This window comes from Pseudomonas sp. PDM16, assembly GCF_014851865.1.
Lineage (GTDB): Bacteria > Pseudomonadota > Gammaproteobacteria > Pseudomonadales > Pseudomonadaceae > Aquipseudomonas.
The window spans coordinates 221331-239826 of sequence record NZ_JACVAM010000003.1 but is presented as its reverse complement, the minus strand read 5'-3'; the positions used below and the strand labels follow the sequence as shown (position 1 = coordinate 239826).

Genomic DNA, 18496 nt, shown 5'->3' with positions numbered 1-18496 from the left:
CTTCAGACCGAGGCAGCGATGATGACTCCGAGCAGAATCAGCCCACCACCGACGAAGGTTCGCAGGTGGAGGGTGGAGCCGAACACCAGATATTCAAGAAGCGGCACCATGAGAAAGGCCAGGCCCATGAACGGGTAAGCCAGATGCAGCGGAACATTGCGTAGGATCCAGATCCAGAACAGCGTGGTCGCGCCATAAAGCGCCAGGGCGGCAATCAGTGCGCCGTTGAATGCCCATGCCCGCCAATCCGCCGCGTCATGGATATTGAGCGCAGCTTGTTTGAAGAGTATTTGGCCTGCTGCGATACCACTGACGCACAGCAGGGTGGCGAAAATGTAGAAAGCCGACACGAAAAATCCCTGTGTTCTGGCTGCGGCTCGAAGGTGCCGACGGCATGAGCGGGCGATTGTAGGCGCTCAGGTTGTTTGACTCCATAGCCAGATTTCGGATGGGTCAGTTAGGAGATTTCTCTACCGGCTTGTCCTTTGATACGCCCGGCACGTGCAGGCCGCTCTCTGCGACGCGAGTGCCCTCCAACTGAGGCTGGGTCACCCAGTTGAGGATGTCGTAATAGCGCCGCACGTTGCGCACGAAGTGCACGGTCTCGCCGCCACGGGCGTAGCCGTAGCGGGTCTTGCTGTACCAGCGCTTCTGCGACAGGCGCGGCAGCATCTTCTGTACGTCCAGCCACTTGTTCGGGTCGAGACCTTCGGCCTGAGCCATCTTGCGCGCGTCCGACAGGTGGGCGATGCCGATGTTGTAGGCGGCCAGGGCGAACCAGGTGCGGTCCGGCTCGCTCATGTCCTCGGTGAGGCCGCTGTGCACCAGGGTGAAGTACTTGGCGCCGCCGGCGATGCTCTGCTTGGGGTCCAGGCGGTTGACCACGCCCATCGCCTGGGCGGTGTTCTGGGTCAGCATCATCAGGCCGCGCACGCCGGTCTTGGAGGTGGCGTCGGCGGTCCACAGCGATTCCTGGTATCCGATGGCGGCGAGCAGGCGCCAGTCCACCTTGTGTTTCTCCGCCGCCTGCTTGAAGTGTTGTTCGTAGCGCGGCAGACGCTGCTGCAGATGCTTGGCGAAGGTGTAGGCGCCAACGTAGCCGAGTACGTCGACGTGACCGTAGTAGCGTTCCTTGAGGCGCTGCAGGCTGCCATTTTCCTCGACCAGGGTCAGGAAGTGGTTGGCTTCGCGCAACAGGCTATCGTCCTCTCCGGTGGCCACCGCCCAGCCCAGGCTGCGGGCCTCGCCCAGGTCGAAGGCGACGCGTACGTTGGGGAAGTACACCTGGTTCATCGCCAGTTCGTTGGAGTCGACCAGCGTAAGGTCGACCTGCCCCTCGTCGACCATGCGCAGCAGGTCTACCACCTCGACATCGATGGATTCCTCGTACTGCAGTTCCGGCAGGGTCTTCTTCAGCTCGGCCAACTGTTCGGCGTGACTGCTGCCCTTGAGGACCAGGATGCGCCGGCCGATCAGATCTTCGGGGCGGCTGGGGCGGCGCTGGCCATCGCGGTAGATGATCTGCGGAGTCACATCCAGGTAGGCACGGGAGAAGTTGGCCTGGGCCTTGCGGCCCTCGCTGGCAACCAGGCCGGCGGCGGCCAGCACCGGACCGTTGGGCTGATTCAGGCGGGTGAACAGATCGTCGAGGTTGTCCGCAGTTTCGATCTTCAGCTCGACGCCCAGATTGTCGGCGAAGCGCTTCGCCAGTTCGTACTCGAAGCCAGTCTCGCCGCTGCGGTCCTGGAAGTAGGTGGTCGGGCTGTTACGGGTGATCACGCGTAGAACACCCTCCTCCTGCACGCGCTCGAGAGTACTGGGCTGCTGCTTGGCGGCAGAGCCGTCGCAGCCCACGAGCAGCAAGGGGATAACGGTCGCCAACAAGCAGGCGGTCGTGCGGATGCGCAACACAATGTGGGCAAACATCGGCGCAGTATACGCAAAGCCCAACGGCCGCCATATCTCGACAGTATTTCGGCGCTCTGCTAGATGCGCCGGATCCTGTGTGCTCAGGGTGCCGCCGGCGGGTGCTTTAGGCTAGAATGCACGGCCTCAAAGAACCTGCTCCCGGGGGCCCGTGGCAGGTTCGAAGTACACCCCTTCTCAGAGGCTGTTCTCCATGTTGATCCTGCGCGGCGCGCCCGCTCTTTCCGCCTTCCGTCACGGCAAACTGCTTTCGCAACTGACTGCCAAGGTTCCCGCCGTGACCGGTCTGTATGCCGAGTTCGCGCACTTCGCCGAAGTGACCGGTGTACTCACCGCCGATGAAGAGCAGGTACTGGCCCGGCTGTTGAAGTACGGCCCGAGCGTGCCGGTGCAGGAGCCTGCCGGCAAACTGTTCCTGACCATTCCGCGCTTCGGCACCATCTCGCCCTGGTCGAGCAAGGCCAGCGACATCGCGCGCAACTGCGGCCTGGCCAAGATCGAGCGCCTGGAGCGCGGCATTGCCTACTACGTCAGCGGTGAACTGTCCGCTGCCGATCACCAGGCCGTCGCCGCCGTGCTGCACGACCGCATGACCCAGCTGGTGCTAGGCACTCTGGAGGAGGCCGCCGGCCTGTTCAGTCACGCCCAGCCCAGGCCGCTGACCGCCGTGGACCTGCTTGGTGGTGGTCGCGCCGCTCTGGAGCAGGCCAACGTGCAGCTGGGCCTGGCCCTGGCCGAGGACGAGATCGACTATCTGGCGAAGAACTTCACCGAGCTGGGCCGCAACCCGCATGACGTCGAACTGATGATGTTCGCCCAGGCCAACTCCGAGCATTGCCGCCACAAGATCTTCAACGCCAGCTGGGACATAGACGGCGAGAGCCAGGACAAGTCCCTGTTCGGCATGATCAAGAACACCTACCAGATGCACAGCGACGGCGTGCTGTCCGCCTATAAGGACAACGCCTCGGTCATCGTCGGCAACGTTGCCGGGCGCTTCTTCCCCAATCCGGATACCCGTGAGTACGGCGCCACCGTCGAGCCGGTGCATATCCTGATGAAGGTGGAAACCCACAACCACCCGACCGCCATCGCCCCGTTCCCTGGCGCCTCCACCGGCTCCGGTGGCGAGATCCGCGACGAAGGCGCTACCGGCCGTGGCGCCAAGCCCAAGGCTGGCCTGACCGGTTTCAGCGTGTCCAACTTGAACATCCCCGGTTTCCAGCAGCCCTGGGAGAAGCCCTACGGCAAGCCCGAGCGCATCGTTACCGCGCTGGACATCATGATCGAAGGTCCGCTGGGCGGTGCCGCGTTCAACAACGAATTCGGCCGTCCCGCGCTGAACGGCTACTTCCGTACCTTCGAGCAGGCGGTGCAGAGCCCGCGCGGTGAGGAAGTGCGCGGCTACCACAAGCCGATCATGCTGGCCGGCGGCATGGGCAACATCCGTGAAGACCATGTGCAGAAGGGCGAGATCTCGGTTGGCGCCAAGCTGATCGTACTCGGCGGCCCGGCCATGCTCATCGGCCTGGGCGGCGGCGCCGCTTCCTCCATGGCCACCGGTGCCAGCTCCGCCGACCTGGACTTCGCCTCGGTGCAGCGCGACAACCCGGAAATGGAGCGTCGCTGCCAGGAAGTCATCGACCGCTGCTGGCAGCTGGGCGCCGAGAACCCGATCAAGTTCATCCACGACGTCGGTGCCGGCGGTATCTCCAACGCCCTGCCGGAACTGATCAACGACGGCGGCCGTGGTGGTCGCTTCGAGCTGCGTGCGGTGCCGAACGACGAGCCGGGCATGGCCCCGCACGAAATCTGGTGCAACGAGTCCCAGGAACGCTACGTGATGAGCGTGGACGCCGCCGACTTCGAGCGTTTCAAGGCTATCTGCGAGCGCGAGCGCTGCCCGTTCGCCGTGGTCGGCGAGGCCATCGCCGAGCCGCATCTGACCGTGTCCGACAGCCACTTCGGCAACAAGCCGGTGGACATGCCGCTGGAAGTGCTGCTCGGCAAGCCGCCGCGCATGCATCGCAGCGTGCAGCGCGAGGCGGAGCAGGGCGATGATTTCGCCGCTTCCTGCGTCGACATCGGCGAGGCCGTGAGCCGCGTGTTGCGCCACCCGGCCGTGGCCAGCAAGAGCTTCCTGATCACCATCGGCGACCGCACCATCACCGGCCTGGTTGCCCGCGACCAGATGGTCGGCCCGTGGCAGGTGCCGGTGGCCGACTGCGCCGTGACCGCCACCAGCTTCGACGTCTACACCGGTGAAGCCATGGCCATGGGCGAGCGCACGCCGCTGGCCCTGCTCGATGCCCCGGCCTCGGGCCGCATGGCTGTCGGCGAGACCATTACCAACCTGGCTGCCTCGCGCATCGAGAAGATGTCCGATATCAAGCTGTCCGCCAACTGGATGGCTGCTGCCGGCCACCCGGGTGAAGACGCGCGCCTGTACGACACCGTGAAAGCGGTCGGCATGGAGCTGTGCCCGGCGCTCGGCATCACCATCCCGGTGGGCAAGGACTCCATGTCCATGAAAACCCGCTGGCAGGACGAGGGCGTCGACAAGAGCGTGACTTCGCCGCTGTCGCTGGTGATCACCGGCTTCGCTCCGGTCGCCGACATCCGCCAGACCCTGACCCCGCAGCTGCGTCTGGACAAGGGCGAGACCGATCTGATCCTGATCGACCTCGGCCGCGGCCAGAACCGCATGGGCGGTTCGATCCTGGCGCAGACCTACGCACAGATCGGCCAGAGCGTGCCGGACGTCGACGACGCCGAAGACCTCAAGGCCTTCTTCGCCGTGATCCAGGGCCTCAATGCCGACGGCCACATCCTGGCCTACCACGACCGCTCCGATGGTGGCCTGCTGACCACCGCCCTGGAAATGGCCTTCGCCGGCCACTGCGGCCTCAACCTGTTCCTCGACTCCCTGGCCGACGACGCCTCCGAACTGGCCGCCGTGCTGTTCAACGAGGAACTGGGTGCGGTGATCCAGGTGCGCCAGGACGCCACTCCGGAAATCCTCGCCCAGTTCAGCGCCGCTGGTCTCGACGATTGCGTGGCGGTGATCGGCCAGCCGGTCAACGGCAGCGACGTGGCCATCAGCTTCAACGGCGAGCCGGTGTTCGGCGGCGAGCGCCGCATGCTGCAGCGCCAGTGGGCCGAGACCAGCTTCCAGATCCAGCGCCTGCGCGACAACGCCCAGTGTGCCGAGCAGGAATTCGACCTGATCCTCGACGAGGACAACCCGGGCCTGTCGACCAAGCTGTCCTTCGACGTCAACCAGGACATCGCCGCGCCCTACATCAAGAAGGGTGTGCGTCCACAGGTGGCGGTACTGCGCGAGCAAGGCGTCAACGGCCAGGTGGAAATGGCTGCGGCCTTCGACCGCGCCGGCTTCAGCGCCATCGATGTGCACATGAGCGACATCCTCTCCGGCCGGGTCAGCCTGGAGCAGTTCAAGGGCCTGGTGGCCTGCGGCGGTTTCTCCTACGGTGACGTGCTCGGCGCCGGTGAAGGCTGGGCCAAGTCGGTGCTGTTCAACAGCCGCGCCCGCGATGGCTTCGCCGCCTTCTTCGCGCGCAAGGACAGCTTCGCCCTAGGCGTGTGCAACGGTTGCCAGATGATGAGCAACCTGCACGAGCTGATCCCGGGCACCGAGTTCTGGCCGCACTTCGTGCGCAACCGCTCGGAGCAGTTCGAGGCCCGCGTGGCCATGGTCCAGGTGCAGGAGTCGGCGTCTATCTTCCTGCAGGGCATGGCCGGTTCGCGCATGCCGATCGCCATCGCCCACGGCGAAGGCCATGCCGAGTTTGAGAGCGAAGAGGCGCTGCTGGAGTCGGACCTGTCCGGCACCGTTGCCCTGCGCTTTATCGATAACAACGGCAAGGTTACCGAGACCTATCCGGCTAACCCGAACGGCTCTCCGCGCGGTATCACTGGTCTGTGCAGCCGCGACGGCCGCGTGACCATCATGATGCCGCACCCGGAGCGGGTGTTCCGCGCCGTGCAGAACTCCTGGCGCCCGGATGAGTGGCAGGAAGACGGCGGCTGGCTGCGCATGTTCCGCAACGCCCGCGTCTGGGTCGACTGATAGACCGAATGCCCTCTCCCGCGCCCTGCGGGGGAGGGCTTCGCGACGAGGCTGGCGATGTCAGGCTCCGAAGAAAACTCCCTTCCCGAAGTGCGTCAGGTCAATCCTGGCGAGACTCATCTGCTGTGCCGCTGCGGGCGCTCGCCCGTGCTTCCCGACTGTCCTCCCGGCTGTGCCGAAGGCTTGTGCCTCGAACCCGTGCGTCAGCAGTTCGTGCTGCTCTGTCGCTGCGGGCAGTCGCGGCGCATGCCTTATTGCGACGGTAGCCACAGCCCGCCGGCTGAAGGCCTCAAGGCGCGCTGGCGCCGTTTTGCCCGGGGTGATTAAGCCGCTTCGCCTTATGGCCAATGGCTCTAGCCAGGAAATGGACGATTTGCCTGCGGCAGACTCCAATGCAGAGTTGCGAACTAGGCCGCGTGAAGCAGATAAGGCAAAATGCCATTATCGCCTTGGCAGTGCGGTTCTAGGATCGCTGTATTCGTCGATGCTCGGAGGGGCTGGATGTACAAATTCTGTTTCTATGTGCCGGAGAGCCACCTGGAAGAAGTGAAAGCCGCAGTGTTCGCGGTAGGTGCAGGACGCATCGGACAATATGACAGCTGCTGCTGGCAGACCCTGGGCAAGGGCCAGTTCCGCCCCCTGGCCGGTAGCGATCCGTTCCTCGGCCAGCAGGGCCATATAGAGGAAGTGGCGGAGTGGAAGGTGGAACTGGTGGTGGCCGACGAGCTGATCCACGACGTGGTCAAGGCCATGAAGAAGGCCCATCCCTACGAGACTCCCGCCTTCGATGTGTGGCGCTTGTCCGACCTGCAGTTCTGATTTGCACTTATAAATAGAAGAAGCCCCGGCAATGCCGGGGCTTCTTTTTTCCGCCTGCTGTTACTGCAAGTGCTGCTTCAGTTCGTCACCGGCCTGGCGCATGGCCGCCTGCACAGCTGGTACATGGGCCAGCGGGTTGAGCAGGCCGTAGTCGTGAATCATGCCGTTATAGCGTACGGCGGTGACCGTCACGCCGGCAGCATCCAGCTTGCGAGCATAGGCCTCGCCCTCGTCACGCAGCACATCGAACTCGGCAGTCTGGATCAGGGTTGACGGCAGTCCTTTCAGCTGTTCGGCAGATGCCAGCAGCGGCGAGGCGAAGCGTTCGGCGCGCTGCTTCGGATCGGTGGTGTAGCTGTCCCAGAACCACTGCATCATCGGCTTGGTCAGGAAGTGGCCCTGGGCGAACTGGTTGTACGAGCCGGTCTCGAAGCTGGCGTCGGTTACCGGCCACAACAGCAGCTGGAAGCGCAGTTTCGGCACGCCGGCCTCTTTCGCTTTCAGCGCAACTACTGCGGCCATATTGCCGCCGACGCTGTTGCCGGCCACGGCCAGGCGCGAGCTATCCACGCCGATCTCCTTGCCGTGTTCGCCGACCCATTTGGTCGCCGCGTAGGCCTGGTCGATGGCGGTCGGGTACTTGGCTTCCGGCGACGGGGTGTAGCCGACATAGACGGCCACGGCGCCGGAGTTCACCACCAGGTCACGGATCAGGCGGGCATGGGTCGGGTAGTCGCCGAGCACCCAGCCGCCGCCGTGGAAGAACATGAACACCGGCAGCTCACCTTTCATACCCTCGGGGCGAACGATGGTCAGGGTGATCGACTGGCCAGAGGCTTCGATGGTCTTCTCGGACACGCTGACGCCAGACAGATCGACCTTGACCGAGGCCTGGGCGCCGACCAGTACGGCGCGGGCATCTTGTGGGCTGAGGGTTTCCAGCGGCTTGCCGCCGCCGGCTTCCAGGGCTTCGAGGAAGGCCTGGGTGTTGTGTTCCACGCCGGGGCTGCCGGCGGCGAAGGCGTTACCAATGGCCAGGGCGAGCAGGCCGCTTCCAACGAGTTGCTTGATGTTCATGATCATTCTCCTGGCGAATTGAATTCTTGGGGGTGAACCAGGGCCTCAGCCCTGGTTGTGGCAGTTGTCGGCTTGCTTGAGGTAGGTGACGGACTGCAGTTCACCGCTCGAGTCACGGTAGATCATCTGCGCCTCGACCACGCTGCAGCTGGCGCTGGCGGCCTCCTGCAGGCTGATCACTTCGGCCACGTCCAGCTGCTGGCCGTAGCGGTACTGCTGGCTGATCGGTTGGTCGGCGAAGCTGGCCGAGGCTCCGGCCAGGGCCAGCGCGGCGAGCGCGCTGGCTATCATGCGACGAGCTTTCATGTCGGTATCTCCTCTCGTCGGGCCGGGTTCAGATCACGACCAGGCGAACGTCGATGTTGCCGCGGGTGGCGTTGGAGTACGGGCAGACCTGGTGAGCGGCGGCGACCAGTTCTTCGGCGACGGCGCGCTCGATGCCCGGCAGGCTGATGCTCAGTTCCACTTCCAGACCGAAGCCGCCAGGGATCTGACCGATGCCGACCTTGCCGGTGATCGAGGCGTCGGCCGGGAATGTTTGTTTCTTCTGGCTGGCGACGAATTTCAGAGCGCCGATGAAGCAGGCCGAGTAGCCGGCGGCGAACAGCTGTTCCGGGTTGGTGGCTTCGCCGCCCTGGCCGCCCAGTTCACGCGGGGTGGTCAGCTTGACGTCGAGGAAACCGTCGGAAGAAACGGCACGGCCGTCGCGGCCTCCGGTGGCGGTAGCGGTGGCGGTGTAGAGGGCTTTGATGGTTTGCATGGCGGTATCTCCAGTTAGTTTGCTGTATAAAATTTTGCGCGCTAATTAAGTGCGTGAGGCAGAAGTTAGTCGCATTTAATTTTGCGCGCAAGATAAATTTTAGAAGTTTTCCATCTGAGCTATCTGCTCTTATGGAATAAGTGCGGACTAGAGCGGCGGAAGGCGAGAAAAAACGAGGCGCCACCCAGATACGGGTGGCGTAAAGGTCAGAGCGACTGCTGCAACTGGTCGCGCAGGGCGACTATCTGGTCCTTGAGTGCGCCGATCTGTTCCAGGGTCAGGCCGCTGGCTTCGAGGATGCAGGCGGGAAACTGCTCGGCCTGCTGCTGCAGGGACCGGCCATGCTCGGTCAGGTGCAGTTCCACCACACGCTCGTCGGCGCTGCTGCGGGTGCGGGTGATGAAACCCTCGGCTTCCAGGCGCTTGAGCAGTGGCGTCAGCGAGCCGGGATCGGTGAGCAGGCGCGCGCTGATCTCGCCGACGGTGATGCCGTCGCCTTCCCACAGCACCAGCATGGCCAGGTACTGCGGGTAGGTCAGACCGATGCCCTGCAGCATCGGCTTGTAGGCCTTGGTCATCAGCAGTGATGTGGAGTGCAGGGCGAAGCACAGCTGGTTGTCCAGCTGCAGGGCGGCGCAGGATTGCGGCTGTTTCATGGTGGGACCTCCACTCGATATCTGCGCAATAATTTATCGCGCCAATTAACGTTGAGCAAATTTTGATCGATAGGCATGAAAAAGGCGCCGCAGGGGCGCCTCGTTCGGGCAGCTGTTTTTGCTTAGGCGCAGCAGATCCTCAGGGGCGGATCTCGATCAGCGTGCCGTCCTTCACCAGGCTCCACACTTCGCGCATATCGGCGTTGCGCATGGCGATGCAGCCCTCGGTCCAGTCCAGCGTATTGAAGAACCACTCCGGGTACTCATCGTCCAGCGGAGTGCCGTGGATCATTATCATGCCGCCCGCCGAGACCCCTTTCTTGCGCGCGTTGGCGGCGTCGCGGGCGTTGGGGTAGGAGATGTGCATGGACAGGTTGTACTTGTCGCTGGTCTTGCGCCAGTCGATCCAATAGAAACCTTCCGGCGTGCGCAGGTCACCTTCGCGCACCTTGGCGCCATCAGGCACTTTGCCCAGCGAGATGCGGTAGGACTTGAGTACTTCGCCACGTCCCATCAGGTGCAGCTTGCGCTCGGATTTGAGCACTAGCACCTTGTCCACGGATCGCTCGCGCAATACGGGTGCGCTGGAGGCGTAGGAGAAACTGACGAAGGAAACGCAGAGTAAGGCGAGCAACCAGCGCATTGCGATGTACCGAGGTGTATCCGTGTTGGCCCTGATGGATCAGGTTGTTATAGCGCGAGAGTCTGCCTATGCCGCCGATGATGTTCAATCCTCGCCAGTCGGATGGCGGCTGGGTAGCATCGATCGGCCATAGCCATTCTATTCCGGAGTCCACGATGTCTCCCACGCTGCTGCGTACCTTGTCCCTCGCCCCGGCGCACCATCCGCAGGGCCGTGTTCACCTCGGCGCTGCAAGCGCATTGGTTCGAGTTGATAGGCAACTGTACGTAGTAGCGGATGACGAACTGCATCTGGGGCTGTTCATACTCGGCGACCCGCGCCCCGGTCGGCTGGTGCAACTGTTCGAGGGTGCGCTACCGGCCGAAAAGGTTACCCGCAAGGCGGCCAAGCCAGACCTGGAGGTGCTGGCTCTGCTTCCGGCAACGAAGTGCTGCCCCGAGGGCATGCTGCTGGCACTGGGCTCTGGTTCGACGCCGGAGCGCTGGCGTGGTGTTCTGCTCGGGCTGGAGGACAACGCACGGCCTCGCCAGATCGACCTGGCGCCTCTGTATCAGGCGCTGCGGCAGCGCTTCGCCGACTTGAATATCGAAGGCGGCTTCCGTCTAGACGATGAGTTTCTTCTGCTGCAGCGTGGTAACCAGGGCCAGGCCACCAATGCTGCTGTGCACTATTCCTGGGGTGAGTTTTGCGACTGGCTGACTGGCGAGGGAAGTGTTCCCATCCCTTATGTTCAGCCGCTTGACCTGGGCGAGCTAGCCGGCGTGGCTCTGGGCTTCACCGATGGAGCCGCGCTGGCGGATGGTCGCTGGTTGTTCAGCGCCGTGGCGGAGAACACGACTGACAGCTACAGAGATGGCGCCTGCCTGGGCGCCGTGATCGGGTTGGTGGAGCGTGACGGCCGGGTACGCCGGTTGGCCGAGCTCGACGGGAAGTGGAAGGTCGAGGGGATCGCGCTGGACGAGGCAGGCGACCTACTGCTGGTCACCGACGCGGATGATCCCGCGACTGCTTCCAGCTTGTTGCATCTGCCTCTTTCAGGGCTTCTGGGTCAGTGATACGGCCAGCTCATCGACCTGGATTGCCCAGTCGGAGTCACGCTTGAGCGACTCGGCCAGGAAGTTGGCCTGGGCCTCGGTCCAGAATGGCGCCTTGGCGAGCTTCTCGCCGTTGGACAACTGATGATCGCGGATGAAGGCGGCGATCTCCTCGTTGCTGGACGGCAGGCCGAGTTGTTCGAACAGGGTGCGCAGGCTGTGGTGGTTGCTGGTATCCATGGCAATGCTCCCTTCGGATGAGTGGTTACTGACGAGGACGGAGCGGGGCGAGTCCTTCGTTGCGCACCGGAAAACGCTGATCGATCCGGTCGGCGAAATAGCATTCCAGAGTACGTCCGACCGTAGGGAAGGCTAGCTCGTTCCATGGGATGTCGTGCTCGTGGAACAGCCGCACTTCCAGGCTTTCCTCTCCGGCGCAGAAATCCAGGTCGGCCAGCTCGGCGCGGAAGAATACATAGAGCTGGCTGATGTGCGGCAGGTCGAACAGGGTGTAGAGGTGCAGATCACGCACCCGTGCGCAGGCCTCTTCGTCGGTCTCGCGCATGGCCGCTTCGGCCATGGTCTCGCCGTTCTCCATGAAGCCGGCCGGCAGCGTCCAATAACCGCGGCGTGGCTCGATGGCGCGCCGGCACAGCAGCACCTGCTCGCCCCACACCGGCAGGCAGCCGGCGACGATGCGCGGGTTCTGGTAATGAATGGTCTGGCAGTGTGCACAGACGAAGCGCAAGCGGTTTTCGCCTGTGGGAATGCGCTGCTCCACGGAGCTGCCGCACTGGCTGCAGAATTTCATGCTGGTGTCTCCTGAGTCATCACCCATGTTGGCGCCGGAGACTGCGTGGCGGCAAGCCGTTCGATCTACCGCAGGTCTTGGGCGAGCTGAGCCTTCGTGCCATGATGCCGGGCAGAAGACCACAAGAACCGAGACCCATCATGCTCGACGAGCTCCTGCAGCGCGTGCGCGATTACAGTCCACGCAATTCGGAGACCGACCAGCGCCACCCTGAGGCGGCCGTGCTGGTGCCTCTGACCCGTAGCGACGATCCTGAGCTGGTGCTGACCCTGCGTGCCAGCGGCCTGTCCACTCACGGCGGCGAAGTGGCTTTCCCAGGAGGCCGCCGCGATGACACCGATCCCGATCTGGCGTTTACCGCCCTGCGCGAGGCAGAGGAGGAAGTCGGCCTGCCACCGGGACTGGTGGAGATGGTTGGCCCGCTAAGCCCGCTGGTGTCGCGCTTCGGTATCCGTGTCACGCCGTGGGTCGGTGTGGTGCCGGACTATGTCGAGTACCGGCCCAACGATAGCGAGATTGCTGCAGTTTTCGCCGTGCCGCTGCGCTTCTTCCTCGAGACCCCGCGTGAGGTTACCCATCGCATCGATTACGAGGGGCGCAGCTGGTATGTACCCTGTTATCACTACGAGCACTACAAGATCTGGGGCCTGACGGCGGTGATGATCGTCGAGCTGCTGAATGTCGCTTTCGACGCCGGCATCGATCTGGAGCAACCGCCGCAGCCCTCGGTCAAGATCATCCGCCTGTGAGGAACTTTCCATGAAATACCGCCTGGGCGATGCCCGTGTGGAGGCCCACCCCGAGAGCTGGATCGCCCCGACTGCGGCGGTGATCGGCAAGGTGCGCCTGGAGCAGGGCGCCAACGTCTGGTTTGGCGCCGTGCTGCGCGGCGACAACGAGCTGATCCACATCGGTGAGAACAGCAACGTGCAGGACGGCACCGTGATGCACACCGATATGGGCTTTCCGCTGACCCTCGGCAAAGGCGTCACCGTCGGCCACAACGTGATGATGCACGGCTGCAGCGTGGACGATTACAGCCTGATCGGCATCAATGCAGTGATCCTCAACGGCGCCAAGATCGGCAAGTACTGCATCATCGGCGCCAACAGCCTGATCCCCGAGGGCAAGGTGATTCCCGACGGCAGCCTGGTGATGGGCAGCCCGGGCAAGGTGGTGCGCGAACTCACCGAGCAGCAGAAGAAGATGCTCGAAGGCAGTGCCGCACACTACGTGCACAACGCCCAGCGCTACGCTCGCGATCTGGTTGAGGACGACGCGTGAGCGACGAACGCCCGGTCAAGTCGCCCTGCGTCAGCGTCTGCGCCCTGGACGATCACGACATCTGCATCGGTTGCCAGCGCACGGCGGATGAAATCACCCGCTGGGGCCGCATGAGCAACGACGAACGCCGCGAAGTGCTGCAGCACTGCATCGAGCGCACACGCGCTGCCGGGCAGTTCTTGCAGCTACCCGCACGCCCCTGAGTTTTCTTTCTCCCTATTCCGAGGACATCCGCATGCCCCGTATCGGTACCCCTTTGTCGCCCACCGCGACCCGCGTCCTGCTCTGTGGCTCCGGCGAGCTGGGCAAGGAAGTGGTGATCGAGCTGCAACGCCTGGGTTGCGAGGTGATCGCCGTCGATCGCTACGCCGACGCTCCGGCCATGCAGGTGGCGCATCGCAGCCACGTCATCAGCATGCTCGACGGCGCTGCCCTGCGCGCGGTGATCGAGGCGGAGAAGCCGCACTACATTGTGCCGGAGATCGAGGCCATAGCCACCGATACCCTGGTCGAGCTGGAGGCCGAAGGCTACACCGTGATCCCCAGTGCCCGCGCCGCCAAGCTGACCATGAACCGCGAGGGCATCCGCCGCCTGGCCGCCGAAGAGCTGGGCCTGCCGACCTCGCCCTATCACTTCGCCGACACCTTCGAGGCCTATGCCGAGGCGGTGAAATCGGTCGGCTACCCCTGCGTGGTCAAACCGATCATGAGCTCCTCCGGCAAGGGCCAGAGCGTGCTGAAGAGCGACGCCGACCTGCAGGTCTCCTGGGACTACGCCCAGGAAGGCGGTCGCGCCGGCAAGGGCCGGATCATCGTCGAGGGCTTCATCGACTTCGACTACGAGATCACCCTGCTCACTGTGCGCCACGTCGGTGGCACCTCGTTCTGCGCGCCGGTCGGCCATCGCCAGGTCAAGGGCGACTACCACGAGTCCTGGCAGCCGCAGGCGATGAGCGCCAGGGCCCTGGCCGAGTCCGAGCGCGTGGCGCTGGCGGTGACCGAGGCCCTCGGTGGCCGCGGTCTATTCGGCGTGGAGCTGTTCGTCAAAGGCGATCAGGTGTGGTTCAGCGAAGTCTCGCCGCGCCCACACGACACCGGCCTGGTCACCCTGATCTCCCAGGATCTGTCCGAGTTCGCCCTGCACGCACGGGCCATTCTCGGCCTGCCGATCCCGAGCATTCGCCAGTTCGGCCCGTCCGCCTCCTCGGTGATCCTGGTCGAGGGTGAGTCGCGTCAGGTGGCCTTCGCCAACCTCGGCGCCGCCCTGGCCGAGCCAGATACCGCGCTGCGCCTGTTCGGCAAGCCGGAGGTCAGCGGCCAGCGGCGCATGGGCGTGACCCTGGCGCGCGACGAGAGCATCGAGGCGGCACGGGCCAAGGCTGTGCGGGCGTCCGAGGCGGTCAAGGTCGAGCTGTGAGTCGTCTGCGCGCTGGGCTGTGGTGGGGGCTCCTGCTGGCCCTGGCGCCGATTGCCCTGCCGCAGGCCCTGTGGACCCGGCGCACGGCGCTGCGCCTGCCGAAGGCGGCGGGCGCGCAGAGTGGTCTGGCCGGCGCGGGGCAGGGCGGTGAGCCGCTGCGTCTGCTGCTGATCGGCGAATCCACGGTGGCCGGTGTCGGTGTCGAGGCGCAGGAGGCTGCCCTGGCCGGACAACTGGCCCAAGCGTTGTCGCTACGGTTGCAGCGCCCGGTGGCCTGGCGCGCTTGCGGCGAGAACGGCATCACCGCGGGTGAGGCTTGCGAGCGCCTGCTGCCGCTGGCCCTGAGCGAGCCGGCGGACCTGGTGCTGCTGGTGTTCGGTGTCAATGACACGACTCGCCTCAGCTCTCTGGCTCGCTGGGAGGCTGCGCTGTCCTCACTCAGTCGCACACTGAATGGCCGAGGTGCGCGAGTGGTGTTCACCGGCGTACCTCCCATCCAGCACTTCAGTGCGTTGCCCTGGTTGTTGCGGTGCCTGCTCGGGTTGCGGGCGGGGCTGCTGGATAGCGAGTTACGGCGCGTTAGCGCGCAGGAGCAGGCGCAGTACGCACGGCTGGAGCTGCAGTTTGTCGATGAGTACCTGGCGCGGGATGGTTACCACCCGTCTGCGCTGGGCTACCGGGTCTGGGGCGAGGGGCTGGCTGAGCAGATCACGCGCTCGGTCTGAGGCGTGCTTGCCACAGGCGTACGCTCTTCACCCGGTTATCGCTGGATTCGAGGATTTCCAGGCGGTACGGGCCGATCTTCAGGCACACCGGGCTGTCGGGGATGGTTTCCAGGGCTTCGGTGACCAGGCCGCTGAGCGTCTTGGGGCCCTCGCTGGGCAGATGCCAGCCGAGGGTCTTGTTTATTTCGCGGATGCTCGCCGCGCCATCGATGATCTGCGAGCCATCTTCCTGGGGGTGGATATCCGGATTCTCTTCGCCCTCGACATGGCTGAAGTCACCGATGATCTCGTCCAGCAGGTCTTCCAGAGTGACGATGCCCTGGATGTCTCCGTATTCGTCGACCACCAGACCGAGACGGCGCTTCTCTTTCTGGAAGTTCACCAGTTGGGTCGCCAGCGGTGTGCCTTCGGGCACGAAGTAGGGGGGTACGCAGCTCTCCAGTAGCGTCGCGTGGCTCAGTCGGTTCTGCGTCAGCAGTACGGCCAGGCGGCGCATGTGGACGATGCCCTCGATCTGGCTGATGTCGCCGCGATATACCGGCAGGCGGGTGTGGCTGACGCCGCGCAACTGCTCGATCAACTGGGGCAATTCTTCGTTCAGGTCGATGCCGGTGACTTCGCTGCGCGGGATCATGATGTCGTCCACCGTGACCTTTTCCAGCTCCAGCAATTGCAACAGAGCGCGTTGGCGCTGCTGGCGTTCTTCCTGGGCGTCTCCATCGCGCAGGGCGCGACGGCGCTCGACGCTTGGCGCGCCAGTAGCGCGAGCCTGCTTGCTGGTACGCCGTACGAGTGATGGCAGCAGCTTGCGTTCGTGCAGGAGTAGCAGGCCGCCGATCAGCAGCGCCGCCGTGCCGAGCCACCACTCATAGGGGGCGAGTGTCATGGGTCAGATATGCAGGATGAATTCGCGGACCAGTTTGCTGCCGAAATAGGCCAGCATCAGCAGGCAGAAGCCGGCCAGGGTCCAGCGGATTGCCTTGTGCCCGCGCCAGCCAAGCTGGTGGCGACCCCACAACAGCACGGCGAACACCAGCCAGGCCAGGCACGACAGCAGAGTCTTGTGCGCCAGATGCTGGGCCAGCAGGTTGTCGACGAACAGCCAGCCGGACAGCAGCGATAGCGACAGCAGCAGCCAGCCTGCCCAAAGGAAGCCGAACAGCAGGCTCTCCATGGTCTGCAGCGGCGGGAAGTTGCGGATCAGGCCCGATGGGTGTTTGTGCTTGAGCTGGTGGTCCTGCAGCGACAGCAGCAGCGACTGGAACATGGCGATGGTCAGCAGGCCATAGGCGAGGATCGACAGCAGGATATGGGCGAGGATGCCCGGTGCCTCGTTGATCGGTTGGCTGGTGCCGCCCGGCACGAACTCTGCCAGCAGCACCGTCAGCGCGCCCAGCGGGAACAGCAGCAACAGTAGGTTCTCCACCGGGATGCGTGCTGAGCCGAGCAGGGTCAGCGCTATGACCGCGCAAGCGATCAGGCTGGAGGCGTTGAAAAAGTCCAGGTTGAGGCCGATGCCGGGCAGCAGCTGCAAATTCAGGCTGAGCGCGTGGGCGATCAGGGCCAGGGCCCCGAGCAGACCAAGCAGGCGTTTGTCCGGCGCCTGACGGCGGCCGAAGCGTAATCCCTGGTAGAGGGTGGCGCCGGCATACAGGCCGGCGGCGGCGAGACTGGGCAGCAGAGGGTGCATAAATCCGTGTATGGCTGGGCCCGAAAGGCCGTGAGTGTGGCACATAAGAAGCGTTTCACGAAAGACCGCCGGCGGTGTCGGCGGCTCGGTCAGTTCGTTATACTCCGCGGCTTGCTGTAAGCACCCTGCTCAAAGGATCGCGCATGTTCGAGAACCTAACCGACCGCCTGTCACAGACGCTGCGCCATGTCACCGGCAAGGCCAAGCTGACCGAGGACAACATCAAGGACACCCTGCGCGAAGTGCGCATGGCTCTGCTCGAGGCCGACGTCGCCCTGCCGGTGGTCAAGGACTTCGTCAACAAGGTCAAGGAACGTGCGGTCGGCACCGAGGTGTCGAAGAGCCTGACTCCGGGCCAGGCGTTCGTGAAGATCGTCCGCGCCGAGCTGGAAGAGCTGATGGGCGCGGCCAACGAAGACCTCAGCCTGGCTGTGACGCCGCCGGCCGTGGTGCTGATGGCAGGCCTGCAGGGCGCCGGTAAGACCACTACCGCCGGCAAGCTGGCACGCTTCCTTAAGGAGCGTAAGAAGAAGACGGTGATGGTGGTGTCTGCGGACGTCTACCGCCCGGCGGCGATCAAGCAGCTGGAAACCCTGGCCAGCGACATTGGTGTGACCTTCTTCCCCTCCGACATCAGCCAGAAGCCGGTAGCCATCGCCCAGGCGGCAATTGCCGAGGCCAAGCTGAAGTTCATTGACGTGGTCATCGTCGACACCGCCGGCCGCCTGGCCATCGATGCCGAGATGATGGCCGAGATCCAGGCCGTGCACGCCGCGATCAACCCTGCAGAGACCCTGTTCGTGGTCGATGCCATGACCGGCCAGGACGCCGCCAACACCGCCAAGGCCTTCGGCGACGCGCTGCCGCTGACCGGCGTGGTGCTGACCAAGGTCGACGGTGACGCCCGTGGCGGTGCTGCGCTGTCCGTGCGTCACATCACCGGCAAGCCGATCAAGTTCATCGGTATGGGTGAGAAGAGCGAGGCGCTGGAGCCGTTCCACCCGGACCGCATCGCCTCGCGCATCCTCGGCATGGGCGACGTGCTCAGCCTGATCGAACAGGCCGAGCAGACTCTCGACCGCGAGAAGGCCGAGAAGCTCACCAAGAAGCTGAAGAAGGGCAAGGGCTTCGACCTCGAAGACTTCCGCGACCAGCTGCAGCAGATGAAGAACATGGGTGGCCTCGGCGGCCTGATGGACAAGCTGCCGTCCATCGGCGGGGTCAACCTGTCGCAGATGGGCGGTGCTCAGGGCGCGGCGGAGAAACAGTTCAAGCAGATGGAGGCGATCATCGATTCGATGACGCCGTCCGAACGTCGCGATCCTGAAATCATCAGTGGCTCGCGCAAGCGCCGCATCGCCCTCGGCTCCGGCACTCAGGTGCAGGATGTCGGTCGGCTGATCAAGCAGCACAAGCAGATGCAGAAAATGATGAAGAAATTCACCGCCAAGGGCGGCATGGCCAAGATGATGCGCGGCCTTGGTGGCATGATGCCGGGCGGGCTGCCGAAGCTGTGAGCCCGGGGCCGATGGATGGCCCGAAAAAGAAATTTGCAAACGGCCGG

The 18496-nt window shown here is 64.3% G+C and carries 20 protein-coding genes and 1 pseudogene; 10 read left to right on the top strand and 11 right to left on the bottom strand.

The genetic code is table 11. The features are described from left to right. Positions 1-2: 2 nt before the first annotated feature. Together IB234_RS13125 and mltF are read right to left on the bottom strand one after the other, a co-directional pair. Positions 3-350 carry an EamA family transporter gene (locus tag IB234_RS13125; RefSeq protein ID WP_192318301.1) on the bottom strand — a complete coding sequence of 116 codons (348 nt, stop codon included), beginning with the start codon at positions 348-350 and terminating at the stop codon, positions 3-5. Between the two features lie 103 nt (positions 351-453). Beyond that, positions 454-1926, bottom strand: coding sequence for a membrane-bound lytic murein transglycosylase MltF (mltF, locus tag IB234_RS13120; RefSeq protein WP_192318299.1), 1473 nt, complete (start codon positions 1924-1926; stop codon positions 454-456). Between the two features lie 193 nt (positions 1927-2119). On the opposite strand from mltF, the gene purL reads away from it, so the two are divergent. The 3 genes from purL (at position 2120) to IB234_RS13105 (ending at position 6835) form a co-directional block, all read left to right on the top strand. Then, positions 2120-6016, top strand: a complete 3897-nt coding sequence (purL, locus tag IB234_RS13115) for a phosphoribosylformylglycinamidine synthase (RefSeq protein WP_192318297.1) — start codon at positions 2120-2122, stop codon at positions 6014-6016. A gap of 57 nt (positions 6017-6073) precedes the next feature. Beyond that, positions 6074-6343, top strand: coding sequence for a CDGSH iron-sulfur domain-containing protein (locus tag IB234_RS13110; protein WP_192318295.1), 270 nt, complete (start codon positions 6074-6076; stop codon positions 6341-6343). Between the two features lie 174 nt (positions 6344-6517). Continuing rightward, complete coding sequence (locus IB234_RS13105; protein ID WP_192318293.1) at positions 6518-6835, top strand: YqfO family protein; 318 nt, start codon at positions 6518-6520, stop codon at positions 6833-6835. A gap of 60 nt (positions 6836-6895) precedes the next feature. On the opposite strand, the gene IB234_RS13100 is transcribed toward IB234_RS13105, so the two are convergent. From IB234_RS13100 to IB234_RS13080, 5 genes are all read right to left on the bottom strand, one after another. Then, a complete protein-coding gene (locus tag IB234_RS13100; protein WP_192318291.1) occupies positions 6896-7912 on the bottom strand; it encodes an alpha/beta hydrolase in 1017 nt (338 codons plus the stop codon). Positions 7913-7957: 45 nt separating this feature from the next. Continuing rightward, entirely contained in the window at positions 7958-8218 is a 261-nt protein-coding gene (locus tag IB234_RS13095) for a DUF2790 domain-containing protein (RefSeq protein WP_192318289.1), read from the bottom strand. A gap of 28 nt (positions 8219-8246) precedes the next feature. Then, complete coding sequence (locus IB234_RS13090; RefSeq protein WP_192318287.1) at positions 8247-8672, bottom strand: organic hydroperoxide resistance protein; 426 nt, start codon at positions 8670-8672, stop codon at positions 8247-8249. 206 nt (positions 8673-8878) lie between these two features. Further along, entirely contained in the window at positions 8879-9328 is a 450-nt protein-coding gene (locus IB234_RS13085; RefSeq protein WP_192318285.1) for a MarR family winged helix-turn-helix transcriptional regulator, read from the bottom strand. 139 nt (positions 9329-9467) lie between these two features. Beyond that, a complete protein-coding gene (locus IB234_RS13080) occupies positions 9468-9971 on the bottom strand; it encodes a L,D-transpeptidase family protein (protein ID WP_192318283.1) in 504 nt (167 codons plus the stop codon). A gap of 155 nt (positions 9972-10126) precedes the next feature. Between IB234_RS13080 and IB234_RS13075 the strand changes: the two genes are divergently transcribed. Then, the gene (locus IB234_RS13075) at positions 10127-11026 is read left to right on the top strand and encodes a DUF6929 family protein (protein ID WP_192318281.1); all 900 of its coding nucleotides are present in this window, start codon (positions 10127-10129) and stop codon (positions 11024-11026) included. On the opposite strand, the gene IB234_RS13070 is transcribed toward IB234_RS13075, so the two are convergent. Further along, entirely contained in the window at positions 11006-11245 is a 240-nt protein-coding gene (locus IB234_RS13070; protein ID WP_192318279.1) for a DUF2789 domain-containing protein, read from the bottom strand. The genes IB234_RS13075 and IB234_RS13070 overlap by 21 nt on opposite strands. A 25-nt stretch (positions 11246-11270) precedes the next feature. Next, on the bottom strand, positions 11271-11816 hold the full coding sequence (locus IB234_RS13065) for an NUDIX hydrolase (RefSeq protein WP_192318277.1): 546 nt from the start codon (positions 11814-11816) through the stop codon (positions 11271-11273). A 140-nt stretch (positions 11817-11956) separates the two neighbouring features. On the opposite strand from IB234_RS13065, the gene IB234_RS13060 reads away from it, so the two are divergent. The 5 genes from IB234_RS13060 to IB234_RS13040 are packed head-to-tail and all read left to right on the top strand — an operon-like array spanning position 11957 to position 15242. Continuing rightward, entirely contained in the window at positions 11957-12565 is a 609-nt protein-coding gene (locus tag IB234_RS13060) for a CoA pyrophosphatase (RefSeq protein WP_192318275.1), read from the top strand. Positions 12566-12575: 10 nt separating this feature from the next. Then, positions 12576-13100, top strand: a complete 525-nt coding sequence (locus IB234_RS13055; protein WP_192318273.1) for a gamma carbonic anhydrase family protein — start codon at positions 12576-12578, stop codon at positions 13098-13100. After that, entirely contained in the window at positions 13097-13303 is a 207-nt protein-coding gene (locus tag IB234_RS13050) for a DUF1289 domain-containing protein (protein ID WP_192318270.1), read from the top strand. The genes IB234_RS13055 and IB234_RS13050 overlap by 4 nt, the downstream gene beginning before the upstream one ends. A gap of 32 nt (positions 13304-13335) precedes the next feature. Beyond that, the gene (purT, locus tag IB234_RS13045; RefSeq protein WP_192318268.1) at positions 13336-14517 is read left to right on the top strand and encodes a formate-dependent phosphoribosylglycinamide formyltransferase; all 1182 of its coding nucleotides are present in this window, start codon (positions 13336-13338) and stop codon (positions 14515-14517) included. Continuing rightward, positions 14514-15242, top strand: a complete 729-nt coding sequence (locus IB234_RS13040; RefSeq protein WP_318652013.1) for an SGNH/GDSL hydrolase family protein — start codon at positions 14514-14516, stop codon at positions 15240-15242. The genes purT and IB234_RS13040 overlap by 4 nt, the downstream gene beginning before the upstream one ends. On the opposite strand, the pseudogene IB234_RS13035 reads toward IB234_RS13040, so the two are convergent. Next, positions 15226-16008, bottom strand: a pseudogene (locus tag IB234_RS13035) (transporter associated domain-containing protein); the annotation flags it as partial. The gene IB234_RS13040 and the pseudogene IB234_RS13035 sit on opposite strands and share 17 nt — an antisense overlap. A 123-nt stretch (positions 16009-16131) precedes the next feature. After that, positions 16132-16932: an inner membrane protein YpjD gene (locus IB234_RS13030; protein WP_192318263.1), complete on the bottom strand. Its 801-nt coding sequence runs from the start codon at positions 16930-16932 to the stop codon at positions 16132-16134. Between the two features lie 143 nt (positions 16933-17075). Here IB234_RS13030 and ffh point away from each other — a divergent pair, with 143 nt between their 5' ends. Continuing rightward, a complete protein-coding gene (gene ffh / locus IB234_RS13025) occupies positions 17076-18449 on the top strand; it encodes a signal recognition particle protein (RefSeq protein WP_043308643.1) in 1374 nt (457 codons plus the stop codon). Positions 18450-18496 lie beyond the last annotated feature (47 nt).